General features: G+C 32.1%; 14 protein-coding genes and 1 riboswitch. Of the genes, 3 read left to right on the top strand and 11 right to left on the bottom strand.

The genetic code is table 11. The features are described 5' to 3' along the window. Window positions 1-77 precede the first annotated feature (77 nt). Window positions 78-470, bottom strand: a complete 393-nt coding sequence (locus CLOBL_RS12405; RefSeq protein WP_077859325.1) for a MerR family transcriptional regulator — start codon at window positions 468-470, stop codon at window positions 78-80. A 227-nt stretch (window positions 471-697) separates the two neighbouring features. On the opposite strand from CLOBL_RS12405, the gene CLOBL_RS12400 reads away from it, so the two are divergent. After that, complete coding sequence (locus CLOBL_RS12400; RefSeq protein ID WP_077859324.1) at window positions 698-1,756, top strand: zinc-binding dehydrogenase; 1,059 nt, start codon at window positions 698-700, stop codon at window positions 1,754-1,756. Between the two features lie 17 nt (window positions 1,757-1,773). Continuing rightward, window positions 1,774-2,610 carry an SDR family NAD(P)-dependent oxidoreductase gene (locus CLOBL_RS12395; protein WP_077859323.1) on the top strand — a complete coding sequence of 279 codons (837 nt, stop codon included), beginning with the start codon at window positions 1,774-1,776 and terminating at the stop codon, window positions 2,608-2,610. A 396-nt stretch (window positions 2,611-3,006) separates the two neighbouring features. On the opposite strand, the gene CLOBL_RS12390 is transcribed toward CLOBL_RS12395, so the two are convergent. The 10 genes from CLOBL_RS12390 to CLOBL_RS12345 all read right to left on the bottom strand — a co-directional run bounded on the left by CLOBL_RS12390 (window position 3,007) and on the right by CLOBL_RS12345 (window position 15,172). Beyond that, complete coding sequence (locus CLOBL_RS12390) at window positions 3,007-5,361, bottom strand: M56 family metallopeptidase (RefSeq protein WP_077859322.1); 2,355 nt, start codon at window positions 5,359-5,361, stop codon at window positions 3,007-3,009. Window positions 5,362-5,363: 2 nt separating this feature from the next. Continuing rightward, window positions 5,364-5,723, bottom strand: a complete 360-nt coding sequence (locus tag CLOBL_RS12385; RefSeq protein WP_242953832.1) for a BlaI/MecI/CopY family transcriptional regulator — start codon at window positions 5,721-5,723, stop codon at window positions 5,364-5,366. A gap of 173 nt (window positions 5,724-5,896) precedes the next feature. Next, window positions 5,897-6,910, bottom strand: coding sequence for an ABC transporter substrate-binding protein (locus tag CLOBL_RS12380; RefSeq protein ID WP_077859321.1), 1,014 nt, complete (start codon window positions 6,908-6,910; stop codon window positions 5,897-5,899). 3 nt (window positions 6,911-6,913) lie between these two features. Further along, window positions 6,914-7,657 carry an ABC transporter permease gene (locus tag CLOBL_RS12375; RefSeq protein WP_077859320.1) on the bottom strand — a complete coding sequence of 248 codons (744 nt, stop codon included), beginning with the start codon at window positions 7,655-7,657 and terminating at the stop codon, window positions 6,914-6,916. Then, a complete protein-coding gene (locus CLOBL_RS12370; protein ID WP_077859319.1) occupies window positions 7,654-8,406 on the bottom strand; it encodes an ABC transporter ATP-binding protein in 753 nt (250 codons plus the stop codon). Before CLOBL_RS12370 ends, CLOBL_RS12375 begins: the two co-directional genes overlap by 4 nt. A 106-nt stretch (window positions 8,407-8,512) precedes the next feature. Continuing rightward, window positions 8,513-8,677: riboswitch (TPP riboswitch) on the bottom strand. A 48-nt stretch (window positions 8,678-8,725) separates the two neighbouring features. Next, window positions 8,726-10,168, bottom strand: coding sequence for an alpha/beta hydrolase (locus CLOBL_RS12365; protein ID WP_077859318.1), 1,443 nt, complete (start codon window positions 10,166-10,168; stop codon window positions 8,726-8,728). Window positions 10,169-10,300: 132 nt separating this feature from the next. Then, window positions 10,301-10,654, bottom strand: a complete 354-nt coding sequence (locus CLOBL_RS12360) for a response regulator (protein WP_077859317.1) — start codon at window positions 10,652-10,654, stop codon at window positions 10,301-10,303. 379 nt (window positions 10,655-11,033) lie between these two features. Continuing rightward, entirely contained in the window at window positions 11,034-12,734 is a 1,701-nt protein-coding gene (locus tag CLOBL_RS12355; RefSeq protein WP_077859316.1) for a [FeFe] hydrogenase, group A, read from the bottom strand. A 79-nt stretch (window positions 12,735-12,813) separates the two neighbouring features. Next, complete coding sequence (locus CLOBL_RS12350; protein WP_077859315.1) at window positions 12,814-14,694, bottom strand: NADH-quinone oxidoreductase subunit NuoF; 1,881 nt, start codon at window positions 14,692-14,694, stop codon at window positions 12,814-12,816. Continuing rightward, entirely contained in the window at window positions 14,684-15,172 is a 489-nt protein-coding gene (locus CLOBL_RS12345; RefSeq protein WP_009171974.1) for an NAD(P)H-dependent oxidoreductase subunit E, read from the bottom strand. The genes CLOBL_RS12350 and CLOBL_RS12345 overlap by 11 nt, the downstream gene beginning before the upstream one ends. A gap of 552 nt (window positions 15,173-15,724) precedes the next feature. Here CLOBL_RS12345 and alr point away from each other — a divergent pair. Beyond that, complete coding sequence (gene alr / locus CLOBL_RS12340; RefSeq protein ID WP_077859314.1) at window positions 15,725-16,888, top strand: alanine racemase; 1,164 nt, start codon at window positions 15,725-15,727, stop codon at window positions 16,886-16,888. The last annotated feature ends 99 nt before the right edge of the window (window positions 16,889-16,987 follow it).

The raw sequence follows: 16,987 nt of genomic DNA, 5'->3' as shown, positions 1-16,987 counted from the left end.
AGACCTTCAAACAACTGAAGGTCTCTCTCATATTATACTAAAAAAACACCTATTTCGGTTTCATAGCATGGGCATTGTTACTTTTTAGACGGATTCATTATTTGATCAGTTGAATCCTCAAGACTATCAAGGATTTTTAGTTTTTTATTAATTACCTTTAAGTATCCTTTATACTCATGAATTTGCTGCTCTATAATATCCTTCTGTTTTAGTATCACCCTCCGTCTTTCAGGTACTGTGTTTTTGCCAAGATTGCAGAGTTTAACAAAATCTTTGATATGTGCTATGGACATGCCTGTAGCTCTCATGCAACGGATAAGTTCAAGCCATTCAAGATCAATATCATTATAAACGCGGATGCCATTTTCAAGACGCTGTATAGAAGGCAATAGCCCTTCACTTTCATAATAACGTAAAGTATATGTGGATAAATTAAAACGTTCAGAGACCTCTTTGATAGAATATCTCATGATATTTTCCTCCCGTGAAATGTGTAATACCCTGCTATATGTAGGGATGCCATCATTGTAACACTTATAGTTTACTCTAAGCAAATAGTTTAGCATATTTTTTTAATATTTTCTCTTGACTTATAGTACACTATAACATTTATAGTAAAGGTAACTTCAGAATAGCTCAAAAAATTGGAGCTTTTTTGAGGCCAAATTGATTAAATTTTGCAAGGAGGATAATAACTATGCAAGCAGCAGTTTTACATCAGGCCGGAACACCCTTAGAGGTAAAAGAAGTGGTACTTCCCAAATTACAGGCTTCCAGTGTGCGTGTACGTGTTTTAGCTACCCATGTGTTGTCTTTTACTCAACAGGTTGTTAGCGGACAATTTTTTCCAATACCGACGCCTTACATCCCAGGTTTATGTGCAATAGGGATTGTAGAAGCAATATCCGATGATATCTCCGGCATAAAGATCGGGCAGAAAGTATTTTGCAGTCCATTAATCTCTGCACGTAATAATTCACAGGTACCGGAACGTATATTAAAGGGATGGTTTGGAATAACTGAGAATTGTCAGGATTTATTATCTCAATGGAAGGATGGAGCCTTTGCCCATCAAACAGTTTACCCTGTGGAATGCATCACTCCAATTGAATTATCATGTGATTATGATGATGCACATTTGGCTTGCCTGTATTATTTATGCATCTCTTATGGGGCGTTTTTACGCGGGGAATTTAAACCAGGACAATCCGTTGTTATCAATGGAGCAACTGGAAATCTCGGTGCCGCTTCCGTACTGATTGCTTTGGCTATGGGCGCAACAAAAGTATTTGCTACAGGAAGAAACACGTCTGTATTAAATTCGTTATCTCAATTAGATCCTCATCGCGTCTGTGCTATCCAGCTTCCAGAAAATGCAGAAGATTATAAAGCTGTATATTCATCAGAAATCGGAGCGGCAGATATATTGATTGATACAGTAGGCGCAATGGACAATGCTTCTCTTGGTGAAGCTGGTATCTCAATTCTTCGTCAGCATGGAACAGCCGTATTTGTCGGAGGGGTCACAACCGATGTTCATCTATCGTACTTGACAACACTTATAAAGGAGCTGAATATTAAGGGGTCATTTATGTATCCTAATTCCGCGCCGGCAGAGGTGATAAAACTAATTCAATCGGGAGCGTTGAACTTAAAAGCGTTTCATCCTAAAGTATACCCTTTGAATCAAGTTAATGAAGCGATTGCCGATGCTCCATTAAGCAGAGGACTTGAGTACACAATTTTACAGCCGTAGCATATGGAGGGCGCACAATGAATATTAAAGAACAGGTTTTTCTTATCACAGGGGCAACAGACGGTATGGGAAAGCTGGCAGCGATGGATATCGCAAAATTGGGAGCCACAGTGCTCATTCATGGAAGAAGTAAGGAAAAATGCATGACCACAAAAGATGAAATCATTGCTTCAACTGGAAATAATAAAATTCAGTTTTATCTAGGGGACTTTTCCTCCTTAGAGCAGGTAAGGTGTCTAGCTGATGAAATACTGGCAGACTACACAGCACTTGATGTTCTCATTAATAATGCAGGAATTGGTTTTGGAGATTTAAATGATAAAACCCGTGCATTAAGCGAGGATGGTTTTGAACTGCGTCTGGCCGTCAATTATCTGGCTCCATTTCTATTAACCTGCAAACTGCTCCCTCTTTTAATGAGAAAACACTCCAGAGTAGTTAATGTGGCTTCCATTGGACAGAGTTCCTTTGATTTATCTAATATTATGCTTGAAAAGGATTATTCGCCAACTCGTGCTTATATGCAAAGTAAATTAGCTCTAGTTGCTTTTACCTTCGAGTTGTCAGAAAGATATGGAAATACAGGTACAACTTTTAACTGTCTGCATCCTGGCTCTTACCTCAATACCAAGATGGTGTGCGAAAGTGGGATAACTCCCTTAGGCAGTGTTCAGTCAGGCTCGGATGCAATTGAATATCTTGCCTTCTCCCCAGAACTGGAAGGAGTCACCGGAAAGTATTTTGATCAAAAGAAAGAATCCCGTGCAGAAAGTCAGACTTATGACATAGAGTTTAGGAGAAAGCTCTGGGATTTGAGCGAGAGGCTTACAGCAAATAAAAGTTTTCAAAAATGAAATTACAAAACTATCTAAGGACAGAGACGCAAAGCCATAGGGTATCAATACCTTATGGCTTTTGTATCAGTTCTTATTGTACCAATTAATAGACATAATATATTCCAAAAAAGTATACTATAACCAAATAAAATCTTTTTTTCTTCTGTAACATCCTTTATAATTTTAAGAAATTCATATAATCCAAATTTATCATACCCATACCAACTTAAAGTTGCATCAAATGTAAATATTAAATCATATCATTACAAACTTTTCCCACATTATATATTTTTAATAAATTAAATTTATTTTACCTTAATACTCATCCTACACCAATTATAATTGTTTTCATTACTTTCCATTGCTAATAAGAGTAAAATAAACTATACATATATATTCTTAATTTCGTTTGCTCTAAATTGATGACATTTTAACAAACACATCTATAACTTTTTCTGTGTCATAATGTCCATAATACCAGCTATTTATATACTTACCTTTAAAATTTAAAGAAGCGGCAAGTTTAGTTTCATCCCCATCCTTTATCTTCCATAAACTAAACGAACCTCCATCATCTCTTACAAATAATATCTCATTATTTAATAAGTATTTAGGCATGAAATCAAAATACTTTCCATTTGTAACTTGTGTTATCTTTTGAGATTCTGTATTTATTTCATAAATATTATGGGGCTGATTTTCCCAATCTTTATAAACTGAAGATGTAGAATTACTATCTAACTTGTTACTTGCTGAATATAATATATTTTTGCCATCACTTGAATAACATGGTGTCATAGATACCTTATCTTCTGGAATTAGCTTAACAAAATTATTAGATTTAATATCTGCTACACCTAGATTTTTATTTTCAAACATATCTCTATCAACACCTTCATTAATAGCAACAATATCACTATCTAATGGATTTTGTGAAATATTATCCTCATAATGTAGTCCATATATTCCATCACTATTTCCACCATTATTATGTTCGGTAAAATTCATAACCTTATTATTTATAACATCATATACAATAAATTGATTAATATCTGATGCGGCTGATCCAGAATTAGGACTGTTCCAGATATAAAGATATTTATCATCTGTTGATATTTTTGCAATATTCGGAGTTGATCCAAGTGATTCAAGTATTTGAGCATTTGTAGGATTTTCTCCAATCTCAGTATTAATTAGCGGTTTACCTTCTAAAATAACTTTTTCTGTTTTATTACTTAAATCATAGCTTATTATTCCAAGATGTTTTGAATTTAAGTATCCTCCTTCTGTATAATCATATCTTTTACTTGCATAAACTTTATTTTTACTATCACATTTAATATTATAATATTTATATTCATCACTAATAAGACTTGATGATTTTTTTGCTCCAGTCTCATATATTGAAATTCCAGGTTCTTTTGTAGAATATATCAAATTATTTTCACTATCAAAATCATATGATTCTATGTCTTTAGCTACCTCTCGAGTTTCTTTTGTATTAACGTTGCAGATATATAGAGAACCATCTTTGATATATGCAACACTTTCTCCATCTCTTGATATCAAAGGCTCTGCAATTTTATCTCCTTTATCAAGAATAATAGGATTATTTTCTTTTAAGTCGGACATATAAAGTCCATCTTCTGAAACAAATACTGCAAATTCAGTTGACACCAAACTAGTCGTTACTTTTGAGCCATTTGAGGCAAAAACCACTGTTGAAGTGAATGCACTAGTAAAAGTAAAAATTATCGCAGAAATAAGAGAAAGGTATACAATTGACTTTTTAGATTTTTTAAAATACATGATCTTTTTTAAACGATTTTCAATTTCTTTTCTACTTTTAAATAAGGCTGTTCCCATAATTAATGATCTCCTTTCAGATTCTTCTATTAATTCTAATATTATTTGTCCATAATATTTCCTTTTTGATTTATCCATATTTTTTACTAAACATTCATCTAAGGATAGCTCACACTCAATATTAACACTGCTTCTAAGCATATATGCTAGAGGATTAAACCAATTTAACATATTTACAATAAGTGCAATGATCTTTATCCATAAATCCTTACGCTTATAATGAATTAATTCGTGCTTTAAAACTATTTCAACCTTCTCCTCATTATTGTCCATTTTAGGAAGGGTAATAACTGGATTAATTATTCCTGTAATCATTGGGCTCTTTATATAATCACATTTCTTTATTATTATTTTTTTATTTACTTTTAATTCTGCCTTGCACTTCCTTAATACATCGCCCATCTTTTCTTTTGTAATATCAATACTTAAATTTTTTAGCTTTTTATAAAACGATCTATAAATAAAAATTTCCTTTATTAAAAATGCACATACACCTATGAGCCATATATAAAGCATTATATTTTTATGAAGTATTTCATAAATTTCTTTTGGTTTTTCTTTTATATTACTTTGATTTGTAATTTCTAATTTATTATTACTTTGAAGGCTTGAACCATTATTTCCCTCATCAACATCCTTCCTGTCTAGCTCTGTCATATTTAATTCCCTACTCTGATTATTAAAAGCTTCCATCTGTACTATTGGTAACTTGTAATCCAATTCTTTAGGTAATTTAACAAAGCTTCCCATAGGTACAATAAAACTAAAAAGTACGATAACTAAAATATAATAATTCCAACTAGAACTAAATACTTTTTTAGTAAACGGTCTAAATAATAAAATAATCAAAAATAAAATACTACCGCTTAATGACATCTTTAAGATAAAAGCTATGTTATCCATATTTATACCTCATCAATCCACTTCTTTAAATCTGAAATATCTTTCTCACTAATATCTTTATTATTATATAATGTCGCCATAAAATTTTTGATTGATCCATTATACATGTCTTCTAAAAACAGATTAGTTTGAACTGCTTTATATTTATCTTCTGTAACTTTAGGAATATAATGATTTAACTTCCCTATTTTTTTGACTTTTAGAATTCCTTTTTCAACAAGCCTGCTTAAAAGCGTCATTACTGTAGTTGTCTTCCATGAATTTTCCTTTGGCAATTCTTCTAAAATAGTAGCTGTAGCAACAGGTTCCTCCTTTTCCCAAATAATCTTCATAATCTCCATTTCTGATTCAGAAATCTTCATCAATTTCACAGCTTAACCTCTTTTCTATTCATATTATTCAATTCTACACCTCGTAGAATTAATTCTACACTCTGTAGAATTAGATGTCAATATTTTAATTCTTCTTATGATATAAAAACTTTTTGCACAAAAAAACACTAATCTTTATATGACTAGTGTTTCATTTATTTGCTCTAATATTTTAAATTTTCAACAATCTCAGAAGCATCAAAGGATTTCTTAAGCAATCCTTTCTTCGCAAGCCAATCGATATTATCCTGCCATACCTTTGGATCTTGTGATAGAAACTCTGCATCTTTAGTTTCCATGACTGGAATTAAAGTGCTAAAACTCTTCTTCTCAACATTTTCACTAAGTGGGAAGTTTTCTGCATTTTGATTTTTCATTAATATATTTAATGCTTCATCTGGATTAGCTTTCATATCTTCAAAACCTTTTTTAGAAGCTCTTAAGAATCTTGCTATTTTATCTGAATTCTTATTTAGATTATCTTCTCCTGCAACAAAAACAAGTTCATAGTAATTAGGAACTCCATAATCAGTTGGGGAGAAATAGTTAAGATCATATCCTTGTTCTTCTAGCGCTGGAACCTCATGATTTATAAAGCCGCCTATGGTTGCATCCACATTTCCTGTTGTCATAGAACTCATTATATCAAAACCTACATCAACAGTTTGTGCTGAATCCTTTTTCTCCCCAACATTTTCAAGCATTGTTGAAATAATAGATTCAGAAAGTTCTGTTCCACCATACCCTACTTTTTTTCCTACAAGATCTTTAGGGCTCTTTATATTCTTATCTTTTAATGAAATTACTCTGCTTAATGGTGATTGAACAATTGCCCCTACAGATTTTACAGGAATATCTTCATTTCCTCTTGCCATTGCCACATCTTGAAGATAATAAATTCCTAAGTCAGCCTTTCCTGCTGCTGTAAGTGATATAGCATCATTGGTATTTGAAGGGAACTCTATATTTACCTTTAATCCCTCTTGTTCATAATACCCCTTCTCAATAGCTTCATAAATAAATCCATGAACCGCATTTGGATACCAATCCAAAACAACGTTTACCTCTTCAAGGTCTTTACCTTTACTTCCTTCTGATTGATTGGTTGCTTTATTACAGCCGACCATTGCAAAAATCATTAAACATGACATTACAAATGCTAAAATTCTTTTGTTCATTAATTAAATCTCCTTCCTCCATTTGATTACCTTTTTCTCTATTATATTTACAATCGCAACTATAATAATTGCAATAAGTGATAGCAATACAATTGGCGCAAACACTCCTGCACCGTCTAACTGGGTCATCATTCTTTTACTAAAGTACCCAAGTCCACTTTGTGCTCCAAGCCATTCGGCTATTGCTGCACCTATTATACTAAGTGGCACCGCCATTTTAATTGCTGAAAAGAAATATGGAAGTGCAGTTGGAATTTTAAGTTTTATAAAAATGTCTTTTCTACTTGCACCATAAGTTATTAAAAGTTCTTCCATTTCTCTTTTTGTGGCTTTAAACCCATCATGAACAGCTATTGCTATTGGGAAAAAAGTTATTAGTATTGTCACCAAGACCTTACTCCATATACTATACCCAAACCAAAGTACGAAAAGCGGTGCAATAGCTGTAGTTGGTATAGTTTGAGAGGCTATTACAACTGGATATAAAGCATTCTCCACTTTTTCACTCATATCCATAAATATAGCAAGTGCTAATCCTAAAATAATTGAAATAGCTAGTCCTAATATAGTTACTCCCATAGTTGCTGGCAGATGTACTAAAAATAACGGTTCCTTAAGTTCCCATAACTTCACCAAAATTTGCGTTGGTGATGGTAATATGTAATGAGCATTTATTATCATTGCTATAACTTGCCAAAGTACTAAAAGTATTGTTGTTAATATAATTGCAGGCAAATTTTTTTTCATAATTTCACCTTCTGTCTAAGTCTACTTATAAGGCTTTCTTTTAAATTAACTATTTCAGTCCTCTGAAGCATACTTCTATTCCGTGGATATTCCAGAGGAATTTCTATTTTCTCTAGCTGAGTTATCGGTTTATCATTAACTACAAATATTGACTTTGATAGAAAAATTGCTTCCTCAACATCGTGAGTTATAAACACTATTGTTTTATTAAGTCGTTCCCATTCCTCTAAAAGCCATTCCTGCATTGAAATTTTAGTTAAAGAATCCAATGCACTAAAAGGTTCATCTAAAAGTAATAAATTAGAACCAGTTAATATTGTTCTCGCAAATGATATTCTTTGCCTCATCCCACCTGATAGATCTTTTGGAAATTTGTCTTTATACTCTGAAAGTCCAATCTCCTCAAGAATTTCAATTACCTTTTTTTCTCTATCTCTTTTATTGATTTTTTGTAATTCCATTGGCAGACTAAGATTTTCACCTATTGTCCTCCATGGGAAAAGCAAGTCTTTTTGAGGCATATAAGCACTATAATTCTTTATATTTTTTATTGAAATCCCATTTATTAAAATTTCTCCACTTTCAAATTTCTCTAACCCATTTATCAATCTGAAAATAGTACTTTTACCACTACCGCTGGTACCTATAATCGAAATAAACTCTCCATTTTCTAAAGAAAATGATAGATCTTCTATAATCCTATAGTCATCATCTGGATATTTGAAGGTAACGTCTCTAAATTCAAGCATATTATCATCTCCTTGTTTAATTTACAAGACATTTTAAAAATATTTTTCTAAACAAAAAAGCTTTCTCCAACAAAAGAAGAAAGCTTACTCTTTACGCATAATAATAGCATAATTAAACTCACTTCCCTGCGTTGGTTCTAACCAAATCAGGTTCAAAGGGTTGAGCATATAATATACTCTCTCAGCATTTAGCCACATGAATAAAAATAATAGGCAATTTATATCGATCTATTGTTTTTACTCGTGCCTAAAGGCACCCCTAGTAATATTTTCACTTATGAAAAGTATATAATAATATTTTTCTATTGTAAATGTATTTTTAATATCCCTTATTCTTAAGCGCTGATATTATCTCTACATATTTTTCTACTACATCAAATCCTTTATAATCATCTCTCCTTAAATCTATTATATCTCCATGAGAAATTCCCCTATAATACTTATTGGAAAGCACTCCTTTAAAATCCCCCCATTTTGCAGACGTAATAGAAACTAATCCATCATTCCTACCTTCTGTCAGATTTACAAGAATGTATGGAATAGTTAATATGTAATCACTAAACATGTTTTTCATTACAGATGCATAACTTTGATAATATATCCCTTCTACATCAATAACTTCTTCGTTGAATTTTCTACTATTATAAGTTGAGAACTGCCTAGTTGCTGTATAAAAATCAGGATTTTTATCTCCAATTAGTTTAAAATATTTATTAAATACTCGTGCAATAAATCTATATATACCATCAGGCATATGACAAGCAATATCAACAAACCTTACTCCTCTATGTGGTGATGATATCATTGTAATTGAAGCAATATATTTTCCCATTCCCAATTTACTAGCCATATATCGTGCATCTAGTCCGCCTTTTGAGTGAGCTATAATATTGACCTTTTTACTACCTGTTTCATCTATAATTTGAAAAATCTTATTTCTAATATCATTAGCATTATATTCAACTGTTCCAAAAGCTTCTTGATTTCCATAATAAATAATAGCCCCTTGTCTTATAAGTGCTTTTGGTATTCTTCCCCAATAATTGATGTATTTAAAATCTCTGAATCCTACCCCATGAATTAACACAAGTGGATATTTAGTTTTACATATTTCTGAATCAATCCGTGTTTTATCAAGATCAACTTTATAACATTCATGCTCATATTCAAGTTTAGCAATATTGCATAAGTAAATCAGAATAAAAATATTTATGATTGGAATCCATATAGCTCCAATGACTATCATTCTCTTTATAATGTTAAGTCGCTTCGATGTACATATAATACGTAGAATCCCATTAACTATTAATATTAATATAAGTATTATTGAAATAATACTATCCCATATATATTCATAATTTAAAAGCTTTAATTTATTTAATACATTTTCATAAAAAAAACTATAGATTATACTTTGAATAAATGTTGCATATAATCCATATAAAATAAGTTGTCTTCCACCCATTAATATTCTCAATCTGTTTCTTACAGTTTGTTTATTATGATAAAATGGAGCAACATTAATCCTTATCCATATATAGCCTATTAATATTATAAGTTCCAGCAAAAATATTCCTTGATACATTTGTGATATTTGTTTTTTAGTTAAATATTGTATAAGAAAATCTATAACTAAAACTAAATGTGGAGTACCTCCTAAAAATAGACTTAAAACTGCTATATTCATTTTCATCCTTTTGGCAACATCTAAATACAAAGTTATTAGCACTATTATTCCTATAATCACACAAAATAAAATCATATTCCCCTCACATTCCTAACTACAATTTTTTTCATTTAATTATTCCTTATAGCTAATAATTTTAATATAAAAAACTCATCAACATTAAAATTGATAAGTTTAAAATACGATTAATATTATTAGATTTCGCGATTAAAATTCACTTAATGTTTTTAGAAGATACTCTTCTTCAAAAGGCTTTATTATAAATCCTTTCGCACCTGCAAAAATTGCTTCTTTAATTTTCTCTTCTTGTCCCATAGCACTTACCATAATTACAATTGCCTTAGAATCTAATTCTTTTATTTTGGCTAAAGCTTGTATTCCATCCATTACTGGCATCGTTATATCCATTGTGACTATATCAGGCTTCAATTCTTTATATAATTCAATAGCTCTAGCTCCATTTTCGGCTTCCCCTAATACATCATACCCATTTTTCTTTAGCATGTCTTTTAATGCTAGGCGCATAAATCCAGCATCATCAACAATTAATACCCTCTTCATAATTTTTACTCCCCTTTACCCTAAATAACTCTTTAATATTAATAATATTGTAACAGTATATATATAAGTATAATCGCTAAAGATACATTCTTTTACATAAATACCTATATAATTACAAGTATAGTTCTTTTTTTACTCACTGTCAATTTTTGTGACATTTCGGCTTAAATAACAAAATATACTTGTATTTCAAAAATTTTTATAAGCAATAAATAAAATACTTACACGTGATTAAAGATGAATAAAAAAAAGTTATACTTCTTTAGCTACTAAACTGAAGCATAACTTTTCTTTATGAAACAATAAATTACTACATTAGCCATTTTTAATTTCTAGAAAATCAGATATCCTTAATTTGCATAGAATTTTTTCTTACCTACTACCTACCATTCATATAATGAACATGTAATAGCTCTTTTGATCGTTCTCTTAATAGCCCTTTATATAAAGATTTAACTATAGGATTTTCTTCACTTCTCTTAATTTGAGCCACCTTATCTACTTTATATAATCCTCTTGCTCTTTGAATCTTATCTTCACCTAGAATGAATGGTTGTCCTGCTCCGCATATGCATCCACCTGGGCATGCCATAACTTCTATAAAATCAAACTTCTCTTCTCCACTTTCTACTTTTTCAATCAAAGTTTCTACATTATTAAGTCCACTTGCAATTCCGATACGTAGATTCTTATCCCCTACAGAAAGTTCACAAACTTTTATTCCTTCCATACCGCGGACTCCTATAAATTCTATTTCGCTTAAAGCGTTAGAAGTTTTATCACTAACAACATTACGAATAACTGCCTCTGTTACTCCGCCAGTAACACCGAATATCGCACCAGCACCTGAATATAGAGAAAAGGGTACATCCAGAGATTCTGCTTCCATTTCATCAAACTTAATACCAATTTCTTTAATCATGGCACTTAATTCTGTTGTAGTTATTACGTAATCGACATCTTGAATTCCATTTCTTATGAATTCATCTCTGGCCGCTTCTGCTTTCTTAGCAGTACAAGGCATGACTGCTACAGATATAGTTTCTTTACCTTCCTCTACATCTTTCTCCTTAAAGTATTCTTTAATAACAGAACCAAACATCTGCATCGGAGATTTACAACTGGATACGTATGGTAATAACTCCGGATGCTTTGTTTCCGCATATCTAACCCACGCTGGACAGCAAGAAGTAAATAAAGGAAGTTTATTATCACCTATTTCTAACTTTTCTAAAAATTCCTTAGATTCTTCAATAACAGTAAGATCTGCACTTAAAGAAGTGTCATAAATATCATCAAAGCCCACCCTTCTCATAGCTGCAACGATTTTCCCCATTACATTTTTGCCGAATTTCATTCCAAATTCTTCACCTAAGGCTACTCTTACTGCTGGTGCAACCTGTGCGACTACTCTCTGTTTAGGATTAAATATAGCTTTCCAAACATTCTTAACATCACTCTTAATAATAATTGCACCCGTAGGACACACAGTGGCACATTGTCCACAGTTTACACAATTTGTTTCACTTAATTTCTTTCCGAAGGCCGGACTTACAACCATATCAGAACCTCTATGTGCAAAATCAATTGCGCCTACATTTTGTATTTCATTGCACATTCTAACGCAATCACCGCATAAGATACACTTGCCTGGATCACGGACAATCGCTTTTGACGACATATCAATTTCTGCTTTTACCTCACTACTCTTGAAACGAATGTTTGTAATACCGAAACGTAATGCCAATTTTTGAAGTTTACATTTACCATTCTTCTCGCACACAGTACAATCTCTACAGTGAGCAGCAAGCAATAATTCCAAAATCATCTTTCTATGCTTATGAAGCTTAGGTGTATTAGTTTTAATTATCATCTTGTCCTTTGGAGGAGTTGAGCACGATGCTATAATGCTGCCTCTTTCATCTTCAACAACACACATTCTGCAAGCACCATAAATTGACAAATCCGAATAGTAACAAAGTGTTGGTAGATCAATACCAGCTTTCTTGACTAAATCCAAAATATTTTTTTCATTATCAAACTCTACCCTTTCACCATCAATTATCATATATTTTGACATAGTTATTATCATCCTTTCTGTTATTATATATTTCTCTCTAATGCAAAAGCGTGAAGGAAATTAATATAAGAAGATATGCTTAAACTATTTTAATTGCTTTAAAAGCACACCCCTCTATACAACTGCCGCACTTAATACATTTTGTTTTATCAATGGTATAAGGGCTCTTTATCTCTCCAGAAATAGCTTGTACTGGGCACATCCTAGCACATTTTGAACATCCTCTACATTTCTCTTTGTCAATTTCATAGGACATTAATGCTTTACACACTCCGCCAGGGCATTTCTTATCTACAACGTGAGCAATATATTCATCCCTAAAGTACTTTAAAGTACTCCTGACAGGGAATGCTGCGCTCTTTCCAAGTCCACAAAGTGCAGTATCAGAAATTGTCTCGCATAATTCCTCTAGCATATCAATGTGTTCTAATGTTCCTCTGCCTTCTACTATTTCATTGAGTAATTCCAACATTCTCTTTGTACCCTCTCTACATGGTATACATTTACCGCAAGATTCATTTTGAGTAAATTTCATAAAGAAACGCGCCATCTCTACCATGCAATTCTTATCGTTCATAACAACTAAGCCGCCGCTGCCAATCATAGCACCAACTTTCTTTAAAGAATCAAAATCTAAAGGTAAGTCAAGATGCTGTGCATGAAGGCAAAGACATCCGCCAGATGGTCCACCAATTTGTACTGCCTTGAATTCTCCATCCTTAACTCCTCCTCCAATATCAAAGATTACCTTTCTTAAAGTCGTTCCCATTGGTACTTCTATAAGACCTGTATTATTAACATTTCCAGTAAGGGCAAAAGCTTTAGTTCCATAGTTATTTTCGGTACCCATAGTCTTATACCACTGTGCACCTTTATTAATTATCTGTGGAACATTACAAAAGGTTTCAACATTGTTAAGTACTGTTGGCTTTCCAAACAGACCTTGTTCTACAGTTCTTGGTGGTTTTACCCTTGGCATACCACGACTTCCTTCAATTGAAGCAGTTAACGCACTACCCTCACCACATACAAATGCTCCTGCGCCTTGATTTATATGCAAATCAAAATCAAATCCAGAATTTAAAATATTTTCACCTAAAAGCCCTTTTTCAATAGCTTGATTTATAGCTATTCGTAACCTCTTAACTGCAAGTGGATATTCTGCACGAACATAAATGTATCCATGATGTGCCTTAGTCGCAATACCTGCTATTATCATTCCTTCAATCACTCCATGCGGATTACCTTCCATCATGCTTCTATCCATAAATGCGCCTGGATCACCTTCATCACCATTACACACTATATATTTTTCACTCTCAGTCTGCTTTAATACCTGTTCCCACTTCTTGCCTGTAGGAAATCCGCCTCCACCTCTTCCTCTGAGGTAAGATTCTGATATTTCCTTCACTATTTCCTCGGAAGTCATGTCAAAAAGAGCTTTAGCCGTAGCACCATATCCACCAACAGCTAAATATTCCTCAATTGACTCTGCATTAATATGCCCGCAATTTTCTAAAGCTACACGAGTCTGCTTTTCATAAAATGGAATTTCTTCCTGTTTACTATAGCATTTATCACCTTCTTTATAGGTTAACCTCTCTACTACTTCATCTGAAATAATACTTTTTTCAATAATTTCTTCACAATCGTCTATTTTTACCTTTATATATAGCCATCCCATTGGTTCAATTCTTAGTAATGGTCCCATTTCACAAAATCCATGACATCCGCTTTTCTTTAACCCTATCATGTCACCATGTGGTTCTTCTTGTAACTCCAAAGTAACCTTGAGGCCCTTTTCTTCTATTATTTCATGCAATCTTTTGTAAATATCTAATGAACCACCTGCCACACACCCAGTTCCTGCACATACTAATATCTGCTTATACTGGCTGTCTAATGATAATTTAAACTTTGATGTTACAGCATTTAATTCTTCTCTTGTTTTAATTTTCATTAGCTATCTCCTCCTTTAATTGCTTGATTATATCCTTTGCCTTCTCTGGTGTCATTGATGGATATACTACGTCATTCACTGTGCAAACTGGAGCTAGTCCGCATGCTCCAAGACAAGATACAGTTTCTACTGTAAAATTCATATCGTCTGTTGTAACCTTACTTTCAGAAAGCCCTAGTTCACTTCTAAATTCATTTAATATTGGTACTGACTTTCTTACATGACATGCTGTTCCATTGCAAATTTTTACTACATATTTCCCCTTTGGTTCTAACGAAAAGTTTTCATAAAAAGTTGCTACACTATATACTTTAGCTTCGCTAATTTTAAGCTTTTCTGCAACATAGCATAGCACCTCCTCTGGAAGATATCGATATTCCTTTTGAACTTCCTGCATAATAGTAATAATTGATGCTTTGTTAAAATCATTAGAAATTAAAATATCATCCAATTTTTTCTTTTCATCTTGATTTAGCATTATTTTTCACCTTCCTATACTGAAAAATTAGGCATATACCCCTTTTTTATATCAAGACTCTAACAAGTCATGATTTCCATCAAAGTTCTCGTCTATCTATATCATCTAAAACGTTATTCATTTTGTATTTTCATATGCTTGTCCTTTAATTCCAATAATGTTTTATAATTTAACCACATTTATTTAATATTCTACATGAAATCATTTTCTCCTTTACTTTTTAACATTTATTACATAAAAAACCAAAATATATTACACCTATTTTATGAAAATGTAACTTCCTTAAACTTCTGTGTTATCATTTTATCCCTTCAGGTGCAGTCAAATAAATAACAAATCTATCTGCCAATATGCTTTACTTCATGTGCCTTAATAATATTGCAAATAAAGCAAAAACCACCACATATGCAAATTCTAATATTAGTGGTTCTTTTTTTTTCATTCTAACTTTATTACAATGTATATATTGTAAAATTTATTATCATTAATGTATTTTAGATACATGAAATTAATTAAATAGAAATTTAAGCAAATAATTGAGAGGTTAGATAAATGGAAAAAATACTTAGACCTGTGTATGCAGAAATAAATTTAGATGCAATTGCTCATAATATGAAAAATATAAAGAATTTAGTTAAAAATAAAGATGTAATTGCAGTTGTTAAAGCTGACTGTTATGGACATGGATGTTTAGATGTAGTTCCAACCTTACTCGAGAATGGAGCCTCTAGACTTGCTGTTGCCGTATTAACTGAGGGAATTGAACTTAGAAATCATAATATTAAAGCTCCTATTATGATACTTGGTTATACACCATTATATTTAGGGGAAGAATTAATAAAATATGATTTAGAACAGACAGTTTACGATTTAGATTATGCAAAGGAATTATCTAAAAAAGCTTTGAATCTTAATAAAAAAGCTAAAATTCATATTGCTCTAGACACTGGTATGGGACGAATTGGATTTCTCCCAACTGAAAAAGCAATAGCTGCAGTTGTGGAAATATGCTCCCTTGAAGGTTTAGATGTTCTTGGAATATTCACGCATTTTTCCACTTCTGATGAAGAAAATAAAGACTATACACATGGGCAATTTAATAAATTCATAAATTTTAATAATAGGCTTGCAGAAGCTGGAATAGATATTCCTTTAAAACATGTCTCAAATAGCGGTGCAATAATGGATATGCCTGAAACTTACTTAGATGCAGTAAGAGCTGGAATTATCCTTTATGGCTATTATCCCTCTAATGAAGTAAAAAAAGAAAATCTTTCTTTAAAGCCAGCTTTAACACTAAAAGCAACAATAACTCGTGTTCAAGAAATGGATGAAGGAATGTATGTAAGCTACGGCAATACATTTAGAACTGAAAGAAAGAGTTTAATAGCTACCCTGCCTATAGGCTATGCAGATGGATATTCTAGATTATTAGCTAAAAAAGCCAAAGTTATTATCAATAGAAAATTTGCTCCTATTGTCGGCAGAATCTGCATGGACCAATGTATGATAGATATTACTGATATTGGAGGAAATGTGAAAGTTGGAGATGAAGTAATAATTCTTGGTGAACAAGAAAATTTAAAATTCAACGCTGACGATTTTGCAGAAATTATGGGAACAATTAATTATGAGATACTTTGTATGCTTAAATACAGAATACCTCGAGTTTACATAAAAGATGGTAAAATCTTCAACGTACGAAATTATCTCTAGAACAAATCTAAAATTATGTACAAACAACTTTTGTTTTAGACTTGTGTGGTAACTTACCGAAATCACATACATTTTTATTCCACAGGACTTATGAAATTT

It is taken from the genome of Clostridium sp. BL-8 (assembly GCF_002006495.1).
Taxonomy (GTDB): domain Bacteria; phylum Bacillota; class Clostridia; order Clostridiales; family Clostridiaceae; genus Clostridium.
The sequence above is the reverse complement of the archived record's forward strand: the minus strand, read 5'-3'. Positions and strand labels throughout refer to the sequence as shown.

What these genes read in the sequence shown, in the direction of transcription:
- CLOBL_RS12365 (WP_077859318.1), bottom strand. Translation starts at nt 10,168, where the DNA reads ATGATTTTATTTTGTGTGATTATAGGAATAATAGTGCTAATAACTTTG.
- CLOBL_RS12375 (WP_077859320.1), bottom strand. Translation starts at nt 7,657, where the DNA reads ATGAAAAAAAATTTGCCTGCAATTATATTAACAACAATACTTTTAGTA.
- CLOBL_RS12345 (WP_009171974.1), bottom strand. Translation starts at nt 15,172, where the DNA reads ATGCTAAATCAAGATGAAAAGAAAAAATTGGATGATATTTTAATTTCT.
- alr (WP_077859314.1), top strand. Translation starts at nt 15,725, where the DNA reads ATGGAAAAAATACTTAGACCTGTGTATGCAGAAATAAATTTAGATGCA.
- CLOBL_RS12385 (WP_242953832.1), bottom strand. Translation starts at nt 5,723, where the DNA reads ATGAAGATTTCTGAATCAGAAATGGAGATTATGAAGATTATTTGGGAA.
- CLOBL_RS12400 (WP_077859324.1), top strand. Translation starts at nt 698, where the DNA reads ATGCAAGCAGCAGTTTTACATCAGGCCGGAACACCCTTAGAGGTAAAA.
- CLOBL_RS12355 (WP_077859316.1), bottom strand. Translation starts at nt 12,734, where the DNA reads ATGTCAAAATATATGATAATTGATGGTGAAAGGGTAGAGTTTGATAAT.
- CLOBL_RS12350 (WP_077859315.1), bottom strand. Translation starts at nt 14,694, where the DNA reads ATGAAAATTAAAACAAGAGAAGAATTAAATGCTGTAACATCAAAGTTT.
- CLOBL_RS12360 (WP_077859317.1), bottom strand. Translation starts at nt 10,654, where the DNA reads ATGAAGAGGGTATTAATTGTTGATGATGCTGGATTTATGCGCCTAGCA.
- CLOBL_RS12380 (WP_077859321.1), bottom strand. Translation starts at nt 6,910, where the DNA reads ATGAACAAAAGAATTTTAGCATTTGTAATGTCATGTTTAATGATTTTT.
- CLOBL_RS12390 (WP_077859322.1), bottom strand. Translation starts at nt 5,361, where the DNA reads ATGGATAACATAGCTTTTATCTTAAAGATGTCATTAAGCGGTAGTATT.
- CLOBL_RS12405 (WP_077859325.1), bottom strand. Translation starts at nt 470, where the DNA reads ATGAGATATTCTATCAAAGAGGTCTCTGAACGTTTTAATTTATCCACA.
- CLOBL_RS12370 (WP_077859319.1), bottom strand. Translation starts at nt 8,406, where the DNA reads ATGCTTGAATTTAGAGACGTTACCTTCAAATATCCAGATGATGACTAT.
- CLOBL_RS12395 (WP_077859323.1), top strand. Translation starts at nt 1,774, where the DNA reads ATGAATATTAAAGAACAGGTTTTTCTTATCACAGGGGCAACAGACGGT.